Below are 19,034 nucleotides of genomic sequence, written 5' to 3'. Positions count from 1 at the left end.
CGAAGATGAGGCGATCAGACTTGCAAGAATCGCGGCCTTTTCAAGACCGCTCCAACATCGGTTAACTCAAATCACCAAAACGCGCTGAAATATCGGCAAGCATTGGCAAATCACCACCATTTCGCTCACAGGTTACTGCCGCAGCATGGGCTGCAAATTTTATCAGTTTTGCCGCATCAAGGTTATCCAGATTATCAGGGCCACCTTGTTGGAATATTTCGTGAATTAATCCAGCCTGGAAGGTATCACCTGCCCCAACGGTATCTTTAACGGTAATCTTTGGTGCCGGTGAGTGGAAGTACTCTCCTTTGGCTCCAAAAGCATGCGCTCCGTCACCACCCTGAGTAACAAACACCCAGCGTGGGCCTAAAGCCAAACACGCTTTAGCGTAATCTTCGATGGAACTGCCAGGTGATAAGAACTCGATATCCTCATCGGACATCTTCATTACGTGAGCGATTTTGCCTAAACGATCAATCTTTGCCTGCCATACAGCGGGGTCTGGTTGAATGCTTGGGCGTACATTCGGGTCATAAGCAATTAACGCACCCGCGTTACGTGCCTCACTGGCAAACCACTCCAGTGTGCTTGCACCCGGTTCAACAACCGTGCTGTAGGAGCCTAACGAGATGGCTGTAAACAGAGAGGGATCTGGGCACTGCTCTTGAGTTAAAGAGACATCTGCACAACCATCGATGTAAAAAGAGTAGGCAGGGTGGCCATTTTCGTTGAGAGCGATCATCGCCAGTGACGTGTTGAGATCGCTACTGGCTAAGAACTTAGTCTCTACGCCATTAGCGGCAAGGTGCCCCGCCAATTTTTGACCCAATGGATCGTTGGAGTTTGCGGTTAAATAACCGGTAGGGTTGCCCATGCGTGCTAGGCCGATAGCGACATTCAGGGGGGATCCACCCACCGTCGCATTTAATGTCACCTGACCAGTAGAGGCAGAATCGCCAGGGAAAACGTCATACAAGGCATCGCCGCAACACAAAAACATCAAAACTCCTTAAGTAGAGCGTTATAACGCTCTATAATGTCAAACTTTAGTTTTATAAGTGGATTTTAACCTCATGGAATGGTTGCTTGATAGTGCTGACGTAAAAGATTGGAAGAGAGTATCACCAACTGGCCTATTTTCGGCCGTTACGACCAATCCACTTCTTATTCAGAGAGCCGGTCTGCACTGCTCAATCGACATCTATAAAGCGCTGCTTGATCAAGCGATGGATCTAGGGTTTAACCACCTTCAGCTACAGGTGTTTGGTGATGATTGGGAAGCAATGGCGGAGAAGATTCTTTCGATCAGTGATAACACCCTCGTCAAAATCCCAGCCAATGAAAAAGGCTTCGCTCTGGCAACCCAATTAGCCGTGCCTGAGCGTACGACCATTACCGGTGTCTACTCAGTCCATTTAGGAGCTGCAGCAGAACGCCTAGGCGCTGCTTATGCTGCGCCTTATTATGCCCGATTGGCTGAGTCGAATCGTGATGTGGAAGTTATCTTAGCTGGCTTGCGCGCTGCCTGCCAGAATACAAAGATCCTAGTCGCAAGCCTGCGCTCGATCGATCAGTTCGAGCATTTGGTCACGCTCGGTCATCGTTGCTTTACGATTCCGGGTGCCTTGCTGAATGATCTATTGAGTGATGAGATGACGGAAGCAGCCATCGCGCAGTTTGAAGAGGCCGCGAAGAGCTGAAATGTCGGTTTAAGATCAGACAACAGTTCTTTATAATTCACGCCATTATTAATTTTCGGATCTATTAAGTTTATGACCGTTCGTACACGTGTTGCTCCATCTCCAACAGGCGATCCACACGTAGGTACTGCCTACATTGCACTGTTTAACCTTGCCTTTGCTCGCCAGCATGGCGGCCAATTTATTCTGCGAATCGAAGATACCGATCAGACTCGTTCAACGCCTGAGTCTGAGCAGGCAATCCTCGACTCTATGCGCTGGTTAGGTTTGGAATGGGATGAGGGTCCAGATGTGGGTGGTCCGCACGGTCCTTACCGTCAGTCTGAGCGAAAAGATGCCTACAAAGACTTTGCGATGCGTCTTGTTGAAGAGGGTAATGCCTTCATCTGTTACCGTACCGGAGAGGAGCTTGATCAGCTACGTGCATCTCTAAAAGAGCAGGGCATAAATCGTGCGCTTAAAGAGTGTGATTTGGCTCTACCTGCAGATGAGGTTGAGAAACGTCAGGCTGCGGGTGCGCCATTCGTTGTTCGTATGAAGGTGCCTGTTGACGGTGTGTGTGAAGTTGATGACATGCTTCGCGGTACCATTGAGCTTGACTGGGCTATAGTAGACGCGCAGATTCTTCTGAAATCTGATGGCATGCCAACCTATCATTTAGCGAACGTAGTTGATGATCACTTAATGGAGATCACGCACGTGATTCGTGGTGAGGAGTGGATTAACTCGGCGCCTAAGCACAAGTTGCTATACCAGTACTTTGGCTGGGATATGCCTCAGCTTTGCCACATGCCGTTGTTGCGTAACCCTGATAAGTCAAAGCTCTCCAAGCGCAAGAACCCAACTTCGATCCTGTTCTACAAACGCATGGGTTACCTACCAGAAGCGTTGTTGAACTACCTTGGCCGTATGGGTTGGTCGATGCCAGACGAGTCTGAGAAGTTCACTCGTGATCAGATGTTCGAAAACTTCGATATCCAGCGTGTATCACTCGGTGGTCCTGTTTTCGATCAGGAGAAGCTGAGCTGGTTGAACGGCCTATGGATTCGTGAAGAGTTGGATCCTGCTGCATTTGCCGCTGAGTTCCAGAAGTGGGCACTTAATCCAGAGTATCTGATGCAGATTATTCCACTGATCCAACCACGTGTTGAGAAGTTCTCTGATGTGGCACCTTTAGCGAGTTTCTTCCTGTCGGGCATGATGCCAATCACCTTAGAGAGCTTTGCTCATAAGTCGCTTCAAGAGGAAGATGTTCGTCGTATTCTGCAATTTGCAGTATGGCATCTTGATCAGCAGCGCGAATGGGATCGTGACTCACTCTTTAATAGCCTAAAAGGCTTGAGTGATGCGATGGAGTTCAAGATCCGTGACTTCCTATTCCCGCTGTTTGTCGCGATTGCAGGTACGTCACAGTCTGTCTCTGTCGTAGATTCAATGTCGATTCTGGGTCCGGATATGAGCCGTGCTCGCTTGCGTCATGCGTTGGACATCGTCGGTGGCCCGTCCAAGAAGCAGACGAAGGCTTGGGAGAAAGAGTTTCGCTCGATCGTTTAATGAGAAAACCAGACAGGTTTAAATGCCTGTCTGGTGCTCAACTAAGATCTAAACCCCAACTGCTCAGAAATTCGCTCTCCCGTTGCCTTTAGGTCAGCTATCCACTCCTCTTTACGTCGTTCAATGGGGGCTGACACAGAGAGTCCTGCAGCCACCTTTCCGTTACGATCGTAAATCAGCACGCCAATACAGCCCACACCAATTTCGGCCTCTTCATCGTCCAGTGAATAGCCTCGTTCAACCGATTCGTGACAAACTCTTTTAAGGGCGTCTATGTCGCTAAGTGTGTTGCGAGTGTACGCAGGAAGGTTGGTGCGTTTTGCATAACCATCGATACTGGAGTCGCCTCCCAAGCCTAGCATCAGCTTTCCGACTGCTGTGACATGCAGTGGTGCACGGCTGCCGATCAGTTGGTTAACGTGCATCATACGATTAGGTGTCGCTTTCTCAAAATAGATAACGACATCGCCTTCGCGCAATGTCAGGTTCACCGTTTCGCCGGTACGATCACGCAGTGCTTCCATGTGGGGTAGGGCAACGGCTCTAATATCGACTTCTGAGTGCAAGCCGCTAGTCAGCTGGATCAGTTTTTGGCCAAGGCGATATTCACCATTACCACTCGCTTCAACGAATTTGTTGTCGCTAAGAGAGTGCAAAATACGGTGAACAGTCGATGGGTGAAGTCCCGTTTCGGCGCTAAGGATCTTTAATTTAACCGGTTTTGAGTAGCGAGCCAGTGCTTCTAAGATTTGAACAGCACGATCGATTACCTGTATTTTAGATCCGGAAGTATCACTCATTTTGGGCTTCTCAATAATATTGTCATCTAGTTAGTGTATTTTTCATGATGCAGTAAGTTTTTCAAATAGTGAACATTTCATATTGTGAATTTATTTCAAAAATGAGTCTATGAATAACCTGTTAGGACGTAATGAATGACCACAGAATACGTTACACCACCCAAACATCGTGGCCTAAAGCGCTTTTGGTATGCCACTCAATATTCATTGAAAGGTCTGAAAGCGGCTTACAGCAAAGAACCCGCATTTCGCTATGAGGTGTATGCAGCACTTGTACTCATTCCAATGGCTATCTACTTGGGGGATAACTTACGAGATCAAACTTTGCTGATCGCTTCTGTCCTGTTTGTCTGGGTAGTGGAGCTGTTAAACAGCGGCGTAGAGGCTGTTGTTGATCGAGAAGGGTATGAGCGTCATGAGTTAGCAGGAAGAGCAAAAGACCTAGGTTCAGCAGCCGTTTTCATCGCCCTAATTATCACAGCGCTGATTTGGGCTGGCATACTGCTTTAAAAGGTTGCATTGGAGTAAAGCCTTGATTAATATCCTGCTTGCTCTGATGGGGCCTTAGCTCAGCTGGGAGAGCGCTTCGCTGGCAGCGAAGAGGTCAGCGGTTCGATCCCGCTAGGCTCCACCAAATAAAAATGGCTACCGCAAGGTGGCCTTTTTTGTTTGGTTAAACAGCAGAACCGCTGAAAGAGGTTCGATGAAGTACAAGGATGTACGAATGCCGTGAAGGACAGGATGTCCGAGAACGGCCGAGCTAGGCTCCACCAAACAAAAACGGCTACCGTAAGGTGGCCTTTTTTATTTGAACTTCACTGAACTCGAACGTATGAATCTTTTATGATCTTTCTAAATCGTTCAGAGGTTGTAGACCAGTCTACAATGTCTACCGGCCAAACTAGGTCACACCGATCAAATGCATCTTTGATCGCAGCAATCTTGCTTAAGCCAAGAGGGGTCTCAGTCATAATAGCTAAATCTAGGTCTGAGTAGGGACGAGCATTTCCAGTTACTCTGGAACCAAAAGCGATGACTGAGATACCAGGGACTTCCGATTCAAGGATGCCTCTTACTGTCTCTAATTCGTGCTCATTGATCCGTAAATGATCTAGATTGAGTTCTGGCATTTGTTCGTTAAGATCTTTTGCAGGTGAACAGCTTCATCAATAAAAGCTGGAATTCCTTCCACTACTTGGATGGCAACGCTTTCGTCATAAGTATGGCTAGTTTTACCCCTCATCTCTCGATAAGTGCTCCAATCTGACCAGTTGCCTTTAATTAATTTCTTATCAGAAGCCGTGCGAATTAAACCCTGAAAACTGAGTTCATTAATACTGTCACTGTTGGCGGAACTCTCAACAAGGTACCGGCGAATCATCTTATGTGCGAGTTCGTACGTGAATTCAAAGCGTTGAATTAAACCGTCACGGACTTGATCGTCTGAGGTATCAAGCTGATAACGCTCCAATCCTTCTATTAGCTTCTTAAGAGCGTTGTTAAATGGTGTTAGATCTAATTCCATAATCATCACATTGTTTGAACTAAGTCTTATTTAAACACACTTTCCACTCAAATTGATGCCCAGACAACTTCAAATAGTTGCCCATAAAAAAGCCCCGGCAACTCAGTTACCAGGGCTCTTTCAAAGCAATTTCAGCTTATTGTGGGATAGAACCTTTTAGGCCTTCTACGTAGAAGTTCATGCCTGCAAGAGTACCATCATCCGCTGTTTCGCCTTCAGCCAACCAAGCAGAACCGTCTTGCTTGTTGATTGGGCCAGTGAATGCGTGGTATTCGCCAGAAGCTAGTGCATCACGTAGTGCGATTGCTTCAGCTTTCACGTCTGCAGGTACTGCAGACGAGATCTCGCCGATGCCAACCATGCCAGCGCCGATACCGTCCCAAGTGTTTACTGATTCCCAAGTACCGTCTAGAACTGCTTGAGTACGTGCGATGTAGTATGGTGCCCAGTTATCGATGATCGATGAAACGCGTGGCATTGGACCGTATTCAGCCATGTCAGATGCCTGACCGAAAGTGATTACGTTGCCCGCTTCCTGTGCAGCAGCCTGTGGTGCAGTTGAGTCAGTGTGCTGAAGGATAACGTCAGCGCCTTGCTCGATTAGAGCTTTAGCTGCATCTGCTTCTTTAGCTGGATCGAACCAAGTGTAAGCCCAAACAACGTTGAACTCGACATTTGGATTCGCTTTCTTAGCGTGGATGTAAGCCGAGTTAATGCCACGGATAACTTCTGGGATTGGGAATGAACCGATGTAACCAACTTTGTTGGTTTTAGTCATTTTACCCGCGATGTGACCCTGAACTGCACGGCCTTCATAGAAACGAGCAGAGTAGACAGATACGTTGTCTGCTTGCTTGTAGCCAGTCGCGTGCTCGAACTTCACTTTAGGGAACTTCTTAGCAACGTTGATGGTTGGATCCATGTAACCGAAAGAGGTTGTGAAGATCAGATCAGCGCCTTGAAGAGCCATCTGAGTCATAACACGCTCAGAGTCAGCACCTTCTGGAACGCTCTCTTGGTAGATCGTTTCAACGCGATCACCGAAGTGCTTCTCAACCGCTAGGCGGCCTTGGTTGTGCTCGTAAGTCCAACCACCGTCACCCACAGGGCCAACGTAGACGAAACCAACTTTAACGTCGGCTGCGATTGCTGCAGAGCTAAGCGTGATCGCCGCAGCCGCAGTAGTAAGGATTGATTTAAGTTTCATAGGGTCTCCCTAGTGAGTTTTTTAACCTCAGTTTGAGGCGTGGAACAGGCGGCCAAGGGAGGCGGGTGCCCCGTGATTCCCTTTTGCCGAAATAATGACCAGTACGAGAATTGTTATCAAAAACGGTGACATAGACAAGTACTCAACTGGAATTGCGACACCAGCTGCTTGCAGATTAAGCTGCAGCACGGTGATGCCACCAAATAGATAAGCGCCCAATAGTGCTCGCCAAGGCTTCCAGCTGGCGAATACAACAATTGCCAGTGCGATCCAACCCGCACCCGCTGTCATACCCTCGGTCCACTGTGGTACACGAACCAGACTGATGTATGCACCGCCCAAGCCAGCACAAGCACCACCGAACATGATCGCCATGAAGCGGATACGGATAACCTTATAGCCCAGGGCGTGAGCAGCATCGTGATTTTCACCTACTGCGCGAAGTACCAAACCGATGCGCGTGTACTTAAGAACAAACCAAACGGCTGCCACGATCAGAATAGAGATATAGACCATTGGATCGTGTGAGAACAGCATAGGCCCCAATACAGGGATGTCTGATAGAACGGGAATCTCGAAGGCTTGAAGGGTGGGTGACTTGATCCCTTCATAAGGTTTACCCAACAGCGCAGAGATACCTAAGCCGACTAAGGTTAACCCCAAGCCAGTCGCCACTTGGTTCGATTTAAAGAAGAGCACCAAGGTTGCGAAGATAGTCGATAGCAACGCACCTGCAATAGCCGCCGTTACAAACCCCAGTGCAGGACTAGTCGTATTAACGGCCGTTATAAAACCGACCACCGCACCGACGATCATCATGCCCTCAACTCCTAGGTTAAGCACACCGGACTTTTCTACGACAGTCTCACCTATGGCTGCCAGCAAGATAGGGGTGGCTGATACCATTAAAGAGGCGATCAAAAGGACGGGGCTGATTCCTGAAAGATCCATTATTGAGCCGCTCCCAATCGAATTCGGTAGTTGGTAAACATATCCGTCGCCAGCAAGAATAGAAGCAACATACCTTGGAATAGCTGGATGGAGGCGCCGGGAAGTCCCAACATCAACTGTGCTAATTCACCGCCGATGTAAGTCAGTGCCATTAATAGACCAGCTAACAGAATACCCACTGGGTGAAGTCGTCCTAAGAAGGCAACGATGATGGCTGTAAAGCCGTATCCAGAGTTGAAGTCGATGGTGATTTGGCCTGCTGGGCCTGCCACTTCAAACATTCCTGCTAGACCCGCCAAGGCTCCAGAGAAACCAAGACAGAAGACAATTAGACGTGTCGTAGAGACACCGGCAAATTGGGCTGCTTTAGGTGCTTCACCCATTAGACGAACTTCAAATCCGCGAATGTGACGAGTCATCATGACGTAGGTAAAGATCACCGCAATAAATGCAGTGATGACGCCCCAGTGCATGCCGGAATTGGCAATCACTTCACCATTGAACGCACTTGGGTACTGTTGCAGGTTGCGTGAACCCGGGAATCCATATCCGTCAGGGTTCTTTAAAAGCCCTTGCGCTACGGAAGCTAGAATCGATTCAGCTACGTAGACCAGCATTAACGAGACGAGAATCTCATTCGTTTTAAACTTGGTTCTAAGAACTGCAGGGATCATAGCCCAGAGCCATCCGCCGAAAGCGCCAGCAATGATCATGGTGGGGAAAATAAACGGTGATTCAGCAGGGTAGACGGCCAGTGCAGCAGCGGCACCAAAGATAGCCCCCATAATGTACTGGCCCTCAGCGCCAATATTCCAGATGCCCGCTTTAAATCCGACCGACAGACCAATAGCAATCAGAATCAGTGGGCCTGCTTTAACCAGTAGTTGTGGTCGTGAGTAGGAGGCGAAGTTCTCATCAAACAGTGGATCCCAAAAGATGATGCGTATGGCTTCAAACGGATCTTTACCCAAGGCTGCAAACATAATGCCGCCGGCAATCATGGTAAGGATGACTGCGATAATTGGAGTCAGGATGGTGGTTGTTCGTGACGGCGCTAACCGTTTTTCAAAACGTATCACTGTGCACTCTCCTCAACAGAGGCAGTCGATCCGCCCATCATCAAACCTATTTGATCCATACCTAACCCTGCAGTGGGAACGATTTCAGAGAGTGAGCCCTCATTTAGCGCACAGAAGTGATCACTGATCTCTAACAGTTCATCCAAATCTTGGCTGATCACTACGACACCCGCACCATTATCAGCAAGGTCCAATAGTTTTTGCCGAATAGAAGCCGCTGCAGCCGCATCGACTCCCCAAGTAGGTTGGTTAATGACCAGCACTTCTGGCTTTTGCAAAACCTCACGGCCCACGACAAATTTTTGTAAGTTACCGCCTGATAAAGAGCCGGCTGGAGTGTGAGTGCCAGGGGTGCGCACGTCAAAGTCTTCAATAACCTCTTCGGCATAGTCATTGGCGCTAGACCAGTTCACAAAACCACTTTTCAAAAGCCCCATACGGCGAGCTGCAGTAATCACAGTATTCTCTTTCAGTGACATGGCAGGAGCGGCTGCATGGCCTAGTCGCTCTTCGGGTGCACTCAGAAGACCTAGCTGACGACGTTTGATAGGGCCTAGCTCACCGATGGGCTCGCCATTAAATTGAATGGCGTTGGCGTTCGTTTTAAGTTCGCCAGAAAGTGCTGAAAGTAGTTCGTCCTGACCATTACCTGCAACCCCACCAATACCCAGTATCTCACCGGCTTTAAGGTCAATGCTGATCGATTTAAGTGAAGTGCCAAATTGATCTTGTGAAGTTGAAGAGAGCGCTTTTACAGAGAGTATAGTTTCACCAATATTTCGGCTGGATTTAACCGGATTTGCAAAGCTGGCACCCACCATCATCTCCGCCATCTCGCGAGCCGTGGTTTTTGACGGCACACAGGTTGCGACCTTCTCACCATGGCGAAGTACGGTCGCTTCATCACACAGAGCACGAATCTCTTCAAGCTTGTGTGAAATGTAAAGAATGGAGGTGCCTTCCTCTTTAAGCTGGCGCAAAGTTTTGAATAGGATCTCGACCTCTTGGGGAGTCAGAACCGACGTGGGTTCATCCATAATCAAAAGCTCAGGGTTTTGTAACAAGCAGCGAATAATCTCAACGCGTTGACGTTCACCCGCCGACAGGGTCCCTACAATACGGTTTGGCTCAAGCGGTAATCCATAGGCATGTGAGACGAGTTCAATACTCTTGGATAGCTCACGTGGCTTGGGTGCGTCATCCATGCCCAGTGCAATGTTTTCAGCAACGGTTAACGCATCGAAAAGGGAGAAGTGCTGAAACACCATCGCAACACCGGATGAGCGAGCCGCGTTGGGCGACACTGGCGAATAGTAGGAGTTGTTGAGTGTCATTTGGCCTGAATCAGGTTTTACCAGACCGTAGATCATCTTAACCAGTGTACTTTTACCGGCACCGTTCTCACCTAAAAGGGCTTGAACTTCGCCCTTTTTGATTTCGAAAGAGACATTGTTATTGGCGACAACACCCGGGTATGCCTTGGTCAGGCCATTGATCTTTAAGAGCGCATCTGCCATTAAATCGCTTTCTCTTGGTGGCTGAAAGAACAGTCGCTGTCTGACTGTCTGGTTAACAATTGAGTAAGAATACCTAGGGAAGGATCATATGTCATCACTCTGTCACTGAGTGATTCTATATTTAGGGGTTAGATAAAGTATTTGGTAACTGGGAAGGTTTTCTTAGTAATTTTAGGCATAAAAAAACACGACGCGTGGTCGTGTTTTCTCTAGATGCTCTCTTTGTACCTAATGAATGGTACCGATGGTCGGACCTATAGATCATCTAAGAACACCACCTTTCCTTGCAAAACATATACTTACACACCTTGGGTTCACCCTCAAGAGACCTAGGCGTGTCTACGGTTTTGTCTACGGTACCCCTCAGGATTTCCTTGTTGAAAATTACTGGGATATCACCCACCTCCAAACATACCCCTCTGCACCCCAAGGGGGGTAATAAGGGATCTCTAGGGATCTAGAGGATGGCTTAGATTTTTCTCCCCATATATCCGGACACAAACGACAGATTAGAGGGAGTAAGCAAGAACACTTGCCTAGCCCCTCAGTTCTGCCTCATTTTAATTTAAGCAGCTTTACGCGTTTCAGTACCCATCCAATTATTTAGTAGTTTCATCATCCTAGGATCACCAATAAAAAGAGTTATGGGTTCTCCTTTACGAATTCTTGTTCTATAAACCCATTGGATAAGTTCTGTTATCGCGTAGTCATCTTTAAACGAGCTAGGAAGGTTTAAGAACCGCCCAATTGCTGGGTTTATATTTTGGTTATACAAGTAAATAGCATGCGAGCAATGAGCATAGTCATTGGTACCTCTTGTAGTATTGGGTATCCAATTAACGCGCTTTAACTTAGAACCCTTCTGAAAAGGACCCGGTTTTTTTTCGTCGCCCCAACCATCCTTTATACAAGTTAAGATAACGTAGTTTCTATCTACACCTTTTAAGAACCGACTAGCTAAGTTCTTTAGCGAGGTTGATATTTGATTACAATAATCTTCTTTTGTTAACCCATTGGACTGTTTCGCGTAACCGAAGTGGCCACTTTTATAGCCGGGTATCTGAACAGGATCGAGTAAGTTCATCATCTGCTCTTTAAACCCCTCAGTTAACGCTGGAAGTGAATCAACTACATACCTGATTCCCATTTTTTTAAGATAGTATGGAAAGTAGGAGCCGTCTGATAAGAATGTTAGAACTGTTAAGGTTTTTCCTGCGGTGAATAATTTTCTGGGAAGTACTTTCATGAGCATGTTTCCGTCGACGTAAACCAATGTTCCATTCTTTGCTGCAGAATAAATTGTGCTATCTAAGGTATCCTTGTAGTCTCTCCTTTTGTCTTCCCACTCTGAAGTCGGGTGGGCCCTATCAAACTCATCAATTCGAACCAATCCTGTATCAACATAGAATTTTTTGAAAGACTTAAAATTAGGTTTAGCAATAGGTTCTACAGTGTCTGGAACCTCGTCAATAATGATGTGGTATTCATCAAGAATTCCTAAATTGGATAACTTTGAGAAATCTTTATAGAGTTTATGCGTGATAACGACGTTCAAACCCGCATCAATTAAACTCAGTGCATGCCCTAGTTTTGTTTCAAAGTTTTCGGACACAACTGGCTCATAGAAATCAACACAAGCATCAGTTAGCACTCTAGTCACTTCTGATAGAATCGGAACAACTACTAGATACTTCTTTGTTGTTTTGAATGAGTTAAGTAGCTGCGACGTTTTACCGCTACCACAAGGGCTATCTTTAATAATGACTTCTCGCATAATTTAATCCCTTTGAGACTCCTTTGGGTCTAATTAGTTTCGGAATCCCTTGATTCCACTGGGCTGCAGAGCAGTAGTCGTAAAAGATAAGAAAAGATTCTTGAAGGAGACCCTATAGGGAATGCTTGGAAATGACGCTATAGAGTTAGTTTTCGTCGTAAAACGGCTCTAACAAACAAAACCTATAGGTAATGAGAAAGGTGACCCTACAGCGTTAGTCGTTTGACGGTAAACGCCTACGACGACTAAACCCTATAGGTGTTACTGAAGGGAAAAAAGGATCGAATAGCTGCTGCTTTGCTATAGTGTCCGTTAAATAAGCTAGTTCCTTAATCCACTACACAGAGTACCTGCTTACTCCCTCTAATCTGTCGTTTGTGTCCGGATATATGGGGAGAAAAATCTAAGCCATCCTCTAGATCCCTAGAGATCCCTTATTACCCCCCTTGGGGTGCAGAGGGGTATGTTTGGAGGTGGGTGATATCCCAGTAATTTTCAACAAGGAAATCCTGAGGGGTACCGTAGACAAAACCGTAGACACGCCTTGGTCTCTTGAGGGTGAACCCAAGGTGTGTAAGTATATGTTTTGCAAGGAAAGGTGGTGTTCTTAGATGATCTATAGGTCCGACCATCGGTACCATTTAATTTTGGTATAGATTACAGAGAGACACTTTAGAAACCTTGAGATCCCTTAAGGTATCCCATTGTTTTCCTTGCGAATCCTCATGATCCGCGTCCCAGGAGTAGACAATGGGTCCCCGAAGTTAGCTAGTGTTACTTGCCCAATATTTTCCTAGTTACTAGCGTGATACAAAGATGAACCAAGCTCTTCAAATTTACCTGACATCTCTTTCATACCATGTGCTTTGATATCAGCATATTCTTTTACTTCCTGGCTGATCTTCATTGAACAGAATTTAGGACCACACATTGAGCAAAAATGGGCTACCTTTGCTGCGGGTGCAGGCATCGTTTCATCATGAAACTCTTTAGCCCTGTATGGATCAAGCGAGAGATTAAATTGATCTTCCCAGCGAAACTCAAATCGAGCTTTTGACAGGGCGTTATCTCTAACCTGTGCGCCAGGGAAGCCTTTAGCGAGATCAGCGGCGTGAGCTGCAATTTTATATGTTATCAGCCCGTCCTTCACATCCTCCTTGTTAGGTAGACCTAGGTGTTCTTTCGGGGTCACGTAACAGAGCATGGCGCATCCATACCAACCAATTTGAGCTGCACCAATCCCTGAAGTGAAGTGGTCGTAACCAGGTGCTATATCCTGAGTCAGAGGTCCTAGGGTATAAAACGGTGCTTCATGGCAATGCTCTAACTCTTCAGTCATATTTTCCTGAATTCGCTGCATCGGAACATGACCAGGACCTTCGATCATGACCTGAACATCATATTCCCAAGCAATTTTCGTCAACTCACCGAGTGTTCGAAGCTCACTAAATTGAGCCTCATCGTTTGAGTCCATGATTGAGCCTGGACGCAGTCCGTCACCGAGGGATAGTGCTACGTCGTAGGCGGCACAGATCTCACATATCTCCCGAAAGTGAGTGTAAAGGAAGTTTTCTTGGTGATGAAATAGACACCATTTAGCCATAATGGAACCACCGCGAGAGACAATCCCTGTTAAACGATTGGCAGTCATAGGTACGTATTCAAGAAGCACCCCTGCGTGGATCGTAAAGTAATCTACGCCCTGTTCTGCTTGTTCAATAAGCGTATCTTTTATGACTTCCCAACTAAGGTTCTCTGCAATCCCGTCAACTTTTTCTAGTGCCTGATAAATGGGTACTGTTCCGATGGGTATGGGTGAATTACGAATAATCCATTCACGCGTCTGATGGATGTCATCGCCAGTTGATAGATCCATCAATGTATCCGCACCCCATCGAGTTGACCATACAAGCTTTTCTACCTCCTCTTCTATTGAAGAAGTAACTGCTGAATTACCAATGTTAGAGTTCACTTTTACTAGGAAATTGCGCCCAATAATCATAGGTTCAGACTCAGGATGGTTGATGTTAGAGGGTATAATAGCCCTACCTTCTGCAACTTCTGTACGCACAAACTCTGCTGTTATTTTTTCAGGAATATTGGCTCCGAAGCTCTCACCTGGATGTTGTTTACGTAGCAGCTCGCTTTTTATCGCTTCCAGGTTTTGATTTTCACGGATAGCAATAAACTCCATTTCTGGGGTGATGATCCCTTGTCGCGCATAGTGCATTTGAGTAACACATTTGCTCTTCAAGGCTTTGCGAATACGAACTCGTTTTTGAAAACGCTTTGCTTCTCCTCGAATATCTATCTGTTGTAAGCGAGCATATTCAGAACTTAAAACATCTAAGACCTCTGTGTCTCCACGCTCAGTGATCCATCCCTCACGAAGAGGCTCAAGCCCTTCTGTAACGTCTATGTGCTTATTGGGGTCCGAGTATGCACCCGCTGTTTCGTACACATAGATAGGTTCGTTCTGCTCCCAATTTGAGGCATCTTTCTCACCAGCTATCGGTGTTGGATTACATCTAATTTTTCGCATGGGAACTTGTATGTCCGCACGAGATCCTTGGACATAGATTCTCTCCGAACCCGGCAAAGGGTTTGATGATAGTGAGTAGATAAAGTCTCTCGCAGACTCTTGAGCTGTTTGTGAGCTGGTAGATTTTGTATTTTCTGACATAAGCACTCCTGAACTAACTGGATTGCTTGTCGAGTGGTATCGAATAGATACGTGGCGACCCAAGATAAGGGTGACTGCAGAATCAAGAAATCTTGTTCCCTACGCGGGTTCTAACCCGTTCAGGTTCTGCGGATCCCGCACAATGTGCGATCTCAGCCAATAAGGCACTCCGACAAGTTTTTTTAAAATAAACACAAAAATGAAACAAATCAACAGAGATCTATTTACAAATGCGAGCGTAGAAAATACATTGAAAAAAGACAGGGGCGCCAAAAGGCTGAGAAGCACCCTTAGTACCTGAACCAGATAATGCTGGCGTAGGGAGTCGAGAATCCACTAGTCATAAAGCTAGGATTCCCCGTCTCTCTGTGGCCTTGGAGAGACCATGGAAAATATCGGACACTACCTTGATCAGATGCGTTCTGCATCACCACTAGTTCACAACATCACTAATTTTGTATCCATGAACAGTATGGCAAATGTTTTGCTGTCTGCCGGTGCATCACCAGCTATGGTGCATAGCCTAGAAGAAGTTGAAGACTTTGCAGCAATTTCAAATGCACTGACTGTGAATATTGGAACCTTAGAGCCTGCTTGGTTGGAAGCTATGTGTAAAGCAGCCAAGCAGATGAATTCTCAGAGTAAGCCCTGGGTATTTGACCCTGTAGGCGTTGGTGCAACCAATTATCGACAACAAGCCTCTAAACAATTACTGGCTTTAAAACCAACCGTAATACGTGGTAATGCGTCTGAAATCATGGCTCTCGCAGGTCTTGAAAGTTCGGGCCAAGGCGTTGATGGGCGAGATTCAGTAGATTCAGCTGTTGATGCAGCAGGAACCTTAGCTAAGCAGTTCGGATCTGTTGTCGCAGTTACCGGGGCGATTGATATCGTCACTGATGGTGAACGAATTGTAGAGATTCCTCATGGCAGCTACTTCATGAGTAAAGTAACGACTATGGGCTGCTCCTTGAATGGGGTTATTGCTGCATTCTGTATTGGCCAACCGTCATTTGAAGCTACAGTTTCAGCTTTAACGTACTACGGCATAGCGGGTGAAATAGCCGAGAATAAATGTAATGGTCCTGGTTCATTCTGGGTAGAGTTCGTAGATACACTTGCATCTCTGTCTGGGGATGCAGTGACTAGTCGTTCCCAGGTTACATTGTGAACCGACTTGGCCCTATTTATGTCATCACCGATACTGAATCACCCTGGTCTATTAGAGATCAGGTTAACTTTGCGGCTGAAGGCGGTGCGCATTTAATTCAGTATCGTGACAAACATATCAGTGATGCTGGCTATTTCAGTAAAGCAGTTCTGCTTATGAAAGACCTCAAGGGATATGATTGCGAACTAATTCTGAATGACCGAGTAAACGTGGCTAAAGAGTTGCCTCAGTGCGGACTTCATGTAGGTCAGAGTGATGGTGAATTAGCTGCTATCAAAGCATCACTTGCCCCAACTCAAATTTTAGGTCTGTCCATTGAGCATAGTTCTCAAATCAATGAAGCGAATCAGCAGATTGCTGATTACTTCGGTATAGGCCCTATCAGAGCAACTCAAACCAAGTCAGATCATGCTCCACCTATTGGGTTTGATGGTTTGAAAGATGCTGTCAAGCAGTCATCTATTGCAACATATGCGATAGGAGGAATGTCATCATCTGATATCCCTATTCTTAAATCCATTGGAGTTTTAGGTATAGCAGTTGTATCGGCAGTTACACGTTCGGATGATCCAAAACAATCGGTAGAAAACCTTAGAAAAGAATGGAGTAAAGCATGATCAAGAACATTCTTACTATTGCTGGCTCAGACTCATCAGGTGGGGCAGGCATTCAAGCAGATATTAAAACTATTTCTGCATTAGGTGGTTACGCTATGTCAGTCGTAACAGCAGTGACTGCGCAGAACACCTCAGGGGTTACGGCCGTTAGCTTGATAGAATCAAATTTAATCAAAGCTCAGTTAGATGCTATTTTTGATGATATTCGTGTAGATGCCATAAAAATTGGAATGCTAGGATCAAGCGATATAATTAATGCCGTTGCAGAGTGTTTGAAAACCAAAAATATTCCTATCGTTTTAGATCCTGTGATGGTCGCCAAAAGTGGTGATCCTTTGTTGGATTCAAATGCCGTAAATGCACTAAAAGATACTCTTCTACCACTAGCCACTTTAATAACGCCAAATCTTCCGGAGGCTGCTGTGCTTCTGGGTCAAAAAGAAGCGAATAGTAGAGCTGAAATGGAAGATCAAGCAAAAGATCTTTTGAATCAGGGAGTAGAATCAATTTTACTTAAGGGAGGGCATCTCAAGGGTAAAGATAGTCCAGATCTTTTAGCATCCTACGGCAGTCTTATATGGTTTGAGGAAAAGCGTTTTGAAACGAAAAACACTCATGGAACAGGATGCACTCTTAGTTCAGCACTAGCTACTCTTATTGGTCAGAATTACTCGATTCAAGATGCCATTTTAGAGTCTAAAGGTTATCTTACCAACGCCATTAAAGCTGCAGATAGGCTTTGCGTAGGCAATGGTCATGGGCCTACTAATCACTTTTGGAATCTTGCCGAATGACAATCGGAACCTAACCTGACTATCTCAACATAATAGATGTCTGTTTCCGACCCTTCTCTGCCATTTCTATGATTCGGATAAATGACTAGTTTTTGGCCCGTAGCTGTCTTTAAGTGAGTGCTAATGTATCGGTAAAGCGGACGCAATTTTTCGGTGACACCGGGTTAATCAAACCGCTGATCGTGACCGTTGCAGTCTTTATGCTAAATCTAGTGTATGCGCTTAGGGCTCTGCCAACGTGAGTGATAAAAGACCATTATCATCGACAAAACGGCTCCTTAAACTCTGTAAAGATAGCCTTCAAACATAGCAACGAGTTCTGTTGTCAAATCAGGGTTATCAAGTAGCTCAGGTTTTTCGGCAACGATATCGTGGATTATTCCTTCGGTTGCTGTACTTATTAAATATATTGCGAAATCCATATCCGGTACATGTTGTACGAATCGCTCAAGAGATATTTGTACTTGTCTTTGAAGCGCTTTGCGTTCTGATTGCATACACCGCAATGTGTGCGGTAACTCTTCCATAATGGCTTTATGGACAGCGGGCTCCACTTTATGTTCCGCGATAACCATCTTTACGACGATAGTGAGCGCGTCCTTTAGAGAAGTTTGATGTGGTAAAAGCTTTAGAGCTTTTTGCAGTTCGGCATGTACTGCAACGGTATGACGTCGCTGTAGCTCGTTAACGATAGCCTCCTTGTTCGGGAAGTACTGATAAAGAGTTCCAATGTTGACACCTGCCCGCTCAGCAATCGCGTTAGTGGTTAGTCCTTTCCATCCAAGCTCTGTCAAAATGTAAGTAGAAGCTTGGATAATTGCATCGACGCTGGCCTTTGAACGACCTTGAACCGGCAGTTTTCGGGGGGGTTAAGGCGACTTTTTTCTTCGACATAGCTGATCCCAAAATACGAGTATTACTAATGTAAGTTAAAACTTACAATGTTGCTAGTTGTCAACTAAGTCGAGATAATATTATGCCCACAAAAAACCAATTGGATACTTGGGAAGCTTTAAAGACCTTAATACCTTCCGGCGAGCAATTCGTAAATTTAGTGCTGATCCAATTCCTGAGGAAGACATCCGCGCGTTGCTTGGTGAAGCCACTCTGGCCCCATCAAGCGGGAACCTACATCCATATCAGTTACACTGGGTTCGTGAACCTGAATTAAAATCTAAGATTGCTGCAGCTTGTAATGGTCAAAGAGCCGCAGCAACTGCAACAGATATTATCGTTGTCGCTGCAAACCCCGGTTTCGGACGAAAAACCGCTATTGATCAGCTGGATTATATAGAAGCATCTCCAAAACTGGGCGTGGCATCGAAGGACTACCATCGAAAACAAACTGAAATATTTCAAAAGGTACTGGGAATCGATATGATGGTCCACACTAAAGTTGAGGAACTACTGCGGACAGACGAGCCTTTCGCTGGAAACCTGAAGGTCGCGGGTATGACCTTTGAGGCGGATGTTGTCTTTCCCGTTTTCGGGGCAAAACCAGTTCTCCCCCCATCAAGAATGCGCAAGCGACACCTATGCGGCGTCTGGACGTTGATGTTTGGATGCGGCCACATGGTTATGAAAAAATTTTCGCGCTTGGCGATGCGGCCGAAAATGGAGACCCGGTGACAATATGGTCGGTTCGGCAGCAAACCGGGTGGG

General features: G+C 46.1%; 18 protein-coding genes, 1 tRNA gene and 2 riboswitches. Of the genes, 8 read left to right on the top strand and 11 right to left on the bottom strand.

The annotated features are described in order from the left end of the window. Window positions 1–61 precede the first annotated feature (61 nt). Entirely contained in the window at window positions 62–1,000 is a 939-nt protein-coding gene (locus XMD579_RS00685) for a carbohydrate kinase (protein WP_173488611.1), read from the bottom strand. Between the two features lie 73 nt (window positions 1,001–1,073). Between XMD579_RS00685 and XMD579_RS00680 the strand changes: the two genes are divergently transcribed. Together XMD579_RS00680 and gltX are read left to right on the top strand one after the other, a co-directional pair. Beyond that, on the top strand, window positions 1,074–1,700 hold the full coding sequence (locus XMD579_RS00680; protein WP_173498162.1) for a transaldolase family protein: 627 nt from the start codon (window positions 1,074–1,076) through the stop codon (window positions 1,698–1,700). A 72-nt stretch (window positions 1,701–1,772) separates the two neighbouring features. Next, window positions 1,773–3,254, top strand: coding sequence for a glutamate--tRNA ligase (gltX, locus tag XMD579_RS00675; protein ID WP_173505644.1), 1,482 nt, complete (start codon window positions 1,773–1,775; stop codon window positions 3,252–3,254). Between the two features lie 41 nt (window positions 3,255–3,295). Here the strand turns inward: gltX and XMD579_RS00670 are convergent, their stop codons facing one another. After that, window positions 3,296–4,054 (bottom strand): IclR family transcriptional regulator, encoded by a 759-nt coding sequence (locus XMD579_RS00670; RefSeq protein WP_173505643.1) that lies wholly within the window; start codon window positions 4,052–4,054, stop codon window positions 3,296–3,298. A gap of 135 nt (window positions 4,055–4,189) precedes the next feature. On the opposite strand from XMD579_RS00670, the gene XMD579_RS00665 reads away from it, so the two are divergent. Together XMD579_RS00665 and XMD579_RS00660 are read left to right on the top strand one after the other, a co-directional pair. Beyond that, window positions 4,190–4,564, top strand: coding sequence for a diacylglycerol kinase (locus tag XMD579_RS00665; RefSeq protein WP_173505642.1), 375 nt, complete (start codon window positions 4,190–4,192; stop codon window positions 4,562–4,564). 48 nt (window positions 4,565–4,612) lie between these two features. Then, window positions 4,613–4,688 (top strand) — tRNA-Ala (locus tag XMD579_RS00660). Between the two features lie 181 nt (window positions 4,689–4,869). On the opposite strand, the gene XMD579_RS00655 is transcribed toward XMD579_RS00660, so the two are convergent. The 8 genes from XMD579_RS00655 to thiC form a co-directional block, all read right to left on the bottom strand. After that, window positions 4,870–5,184, bottom strand: a complete 315-nt coding sequence (locus XMD579_RS00655) for a nucleotidyltransferase family protein (RefSeq protein WP_173505641.1) — start codon at window positions 5,182–5,184, stop codon at window positions 4,870–4,872. Continuing rightward, entirely contained in the window at window positions 5,166–5,579 is a 414-nt protein-coding gene (locus XMD579_RS00650; protein WP_217361984.1) for a nucleotidyltransferase substrate binding protein, read from the bottom strand. The genes XMD579_RS00655 and XMD579_RS00650 overlap by 19 nt, the downstream gene beginning before the upstream one ends. Window positions 5,580–5,715: 136 nt before the next feature. Then, entirely contained in the window at window positions 5,716–6,786 is a 1,071-nt protein-coding gene (locus XMD579_RS00645) for a BMP family ABC transporter substrate-binding protein (protein ID WP_173480617.1), read from the bottom strand. A 27-nt stretch (window positions 6,787–6,813) separates the two neighbouring features. Next, entirely contained in the window at window positions 6,814–7,737 is a 924-nt protein-coding gene (locus XMD579_RS00640; RefSeq protein WP_173483627.1) for an ABC transporter permease, read from the bottom strand. Next, a complete protein-coding gene (locus tag XMD579_RS00635; protein WP_173480619.1) occupies window positions 7,737–8,816 on the bottom strand; it encodes an ABC transporter permease in 1,080 nt (359 codons plus the stop codon). The genes XMD579_RS00640 and XMD579_RS00635 overlap by 1 nt, the downstream gene beginning before the upstream one ends. Then, window positions 8,813–10,333, bottom strand: a complete 1,521-nt coding sequence (locus XMD579_RS00630; RefSeq protein WP_173505640.1) for an ABC transporter ATP-binding protein — start codon at window positions 10,331–10,333, stop codon at window positions 8,813–8,815. Before XMD579_RS00630 ends, XMD579_RS00635 begins: the two co-directional genes overlap by 4 nt. A gap of 565 nt (window positions 10,334–10,898) precedes the next feature. Continuing rightward, entirely contained in the window at window positions 10,899–12,107 is a 1,209-nt protein-coding gene (locus XMD579_RS00625; RefSeq protein ID WP_173505639.1) for a hypothetical protein, read from the bottom strand. 793 nt (window positions 12,108–12,900) lie between these two features. Further along, window positions 12,901–14,790 (bottom strand): phosphomethylpyrimidine synthase ThiC, encoded by a 1,890-nt coding sequence (gene thiC, locus XMD579_RS00620; RefSeq protein ID WP_173505638.1) that lies wholly within the window; start codon window positions 14,788–14,790, stop codon window positions 12,901–12,903. 79 nt (window positions 14,791–14,869) lie between these two features. Next, window positions 14,870–14,972, bottom strand: a riboswitch (TPP riboswitch). Between the two features lie 70 nt (window positions 14,973–15,042). Further along, window positions 15,043–15,131, top strand: a riboswitch (TPP riboswitch). A 44-nt stretch (window positions 15,132–15,175) separates the two neighbouring features. Between thiC and thiM the strand changes: the two genes are divergently transcribed. From thiM to thiD, 3 genes are read left to right on the top strand one after another with little or no spacing between them, the layout of a single operon-like run. Further along, a complete protein-coding gene (gene thiM, locus XMD579_RS00615; RefSeq protein ID WP_173484663.1) occupies window positions 15,176–15,961 on the top strand; it encodes a hydroxyethylthiazole kinase in 786 nt (261 codons plus the stop codon). Further along, complete coding sequence (gene thiE, locus XMD579_RS00610; protein WP_173505637.1) at window positions 15,958–16,578, top strand: thiamine phosphate synthase; 621 nt, start codon at window positions 15,958–15,960, stop codon at window positions 16,576–16,578. The genes thiM and thiE overlap by 4 nt, the downstream gene beginning before the upstream one ends. After that, complete coding sequence (thiD, locus tag XMD579_RS00605; protein WP_173505636.1) at window positions 16,575–17,372, top strand: bifunctional hydroxymethylpyrimidine kinase/phosphomethylpyrimidine kinase; 798 nt, start codon at window positions 16,575–16,577, stop codon at window positions 17,370–17,372. Before thiE ends, thiD begins: the two co-directional genes overlap by 4 nt. A gap of 278 nt (window positions 17,373–17,650) precedes the next feature. On the opposite strand, the gene XMD579_RS00600 is transcribed toward thiD, so the two are convergent. Then, window positions 17,651–18,187 carry a TetR/AcrR family transcriptional regulator gene (locus XMD579_RS00600; protein WP_371815175.1) on the bottom strand — a complete coding sequence of 179 codons (537 nt, stop codon included), beginning with the start codon at window positions 18,185–18,187 and terminating at the stop codon, window positions 17,651–17,653. 187 nt (window positions 18,188–18,374) lie between these two features. Here XMD579_RS00600 and XMD579_RS00595 point away from each other — a divergent pair, with 187 nt between their 5' ends. After that, on the top strand, window positions 18,375–19,001 hold the full coding sequence (locus XMD579_RS00595; protein ID WP_217364061.1) for a nitroreductase family protein: 627 nt from the start codon (window positions 18,375–18,377) through the stop codon (window positions 18,999–19,001). Window positions 19,002–19,034: the final 33 nt, after the last annotated feature.

Source organism: Marinobacterium sp. xm-d-579 (genome assembly GCF_013282935.1).
GTDB lineage: Bacteria > Pseudomonadota > Gammaproteobacteria > Pseudomonadales > Balneatricaceae > Marinobacterium_E.
The sequence above is the reverse complement of the archived record's forward strand: the minus strand, read 5'-3'. Positions and strand labels throughout refer to the sequence as shown.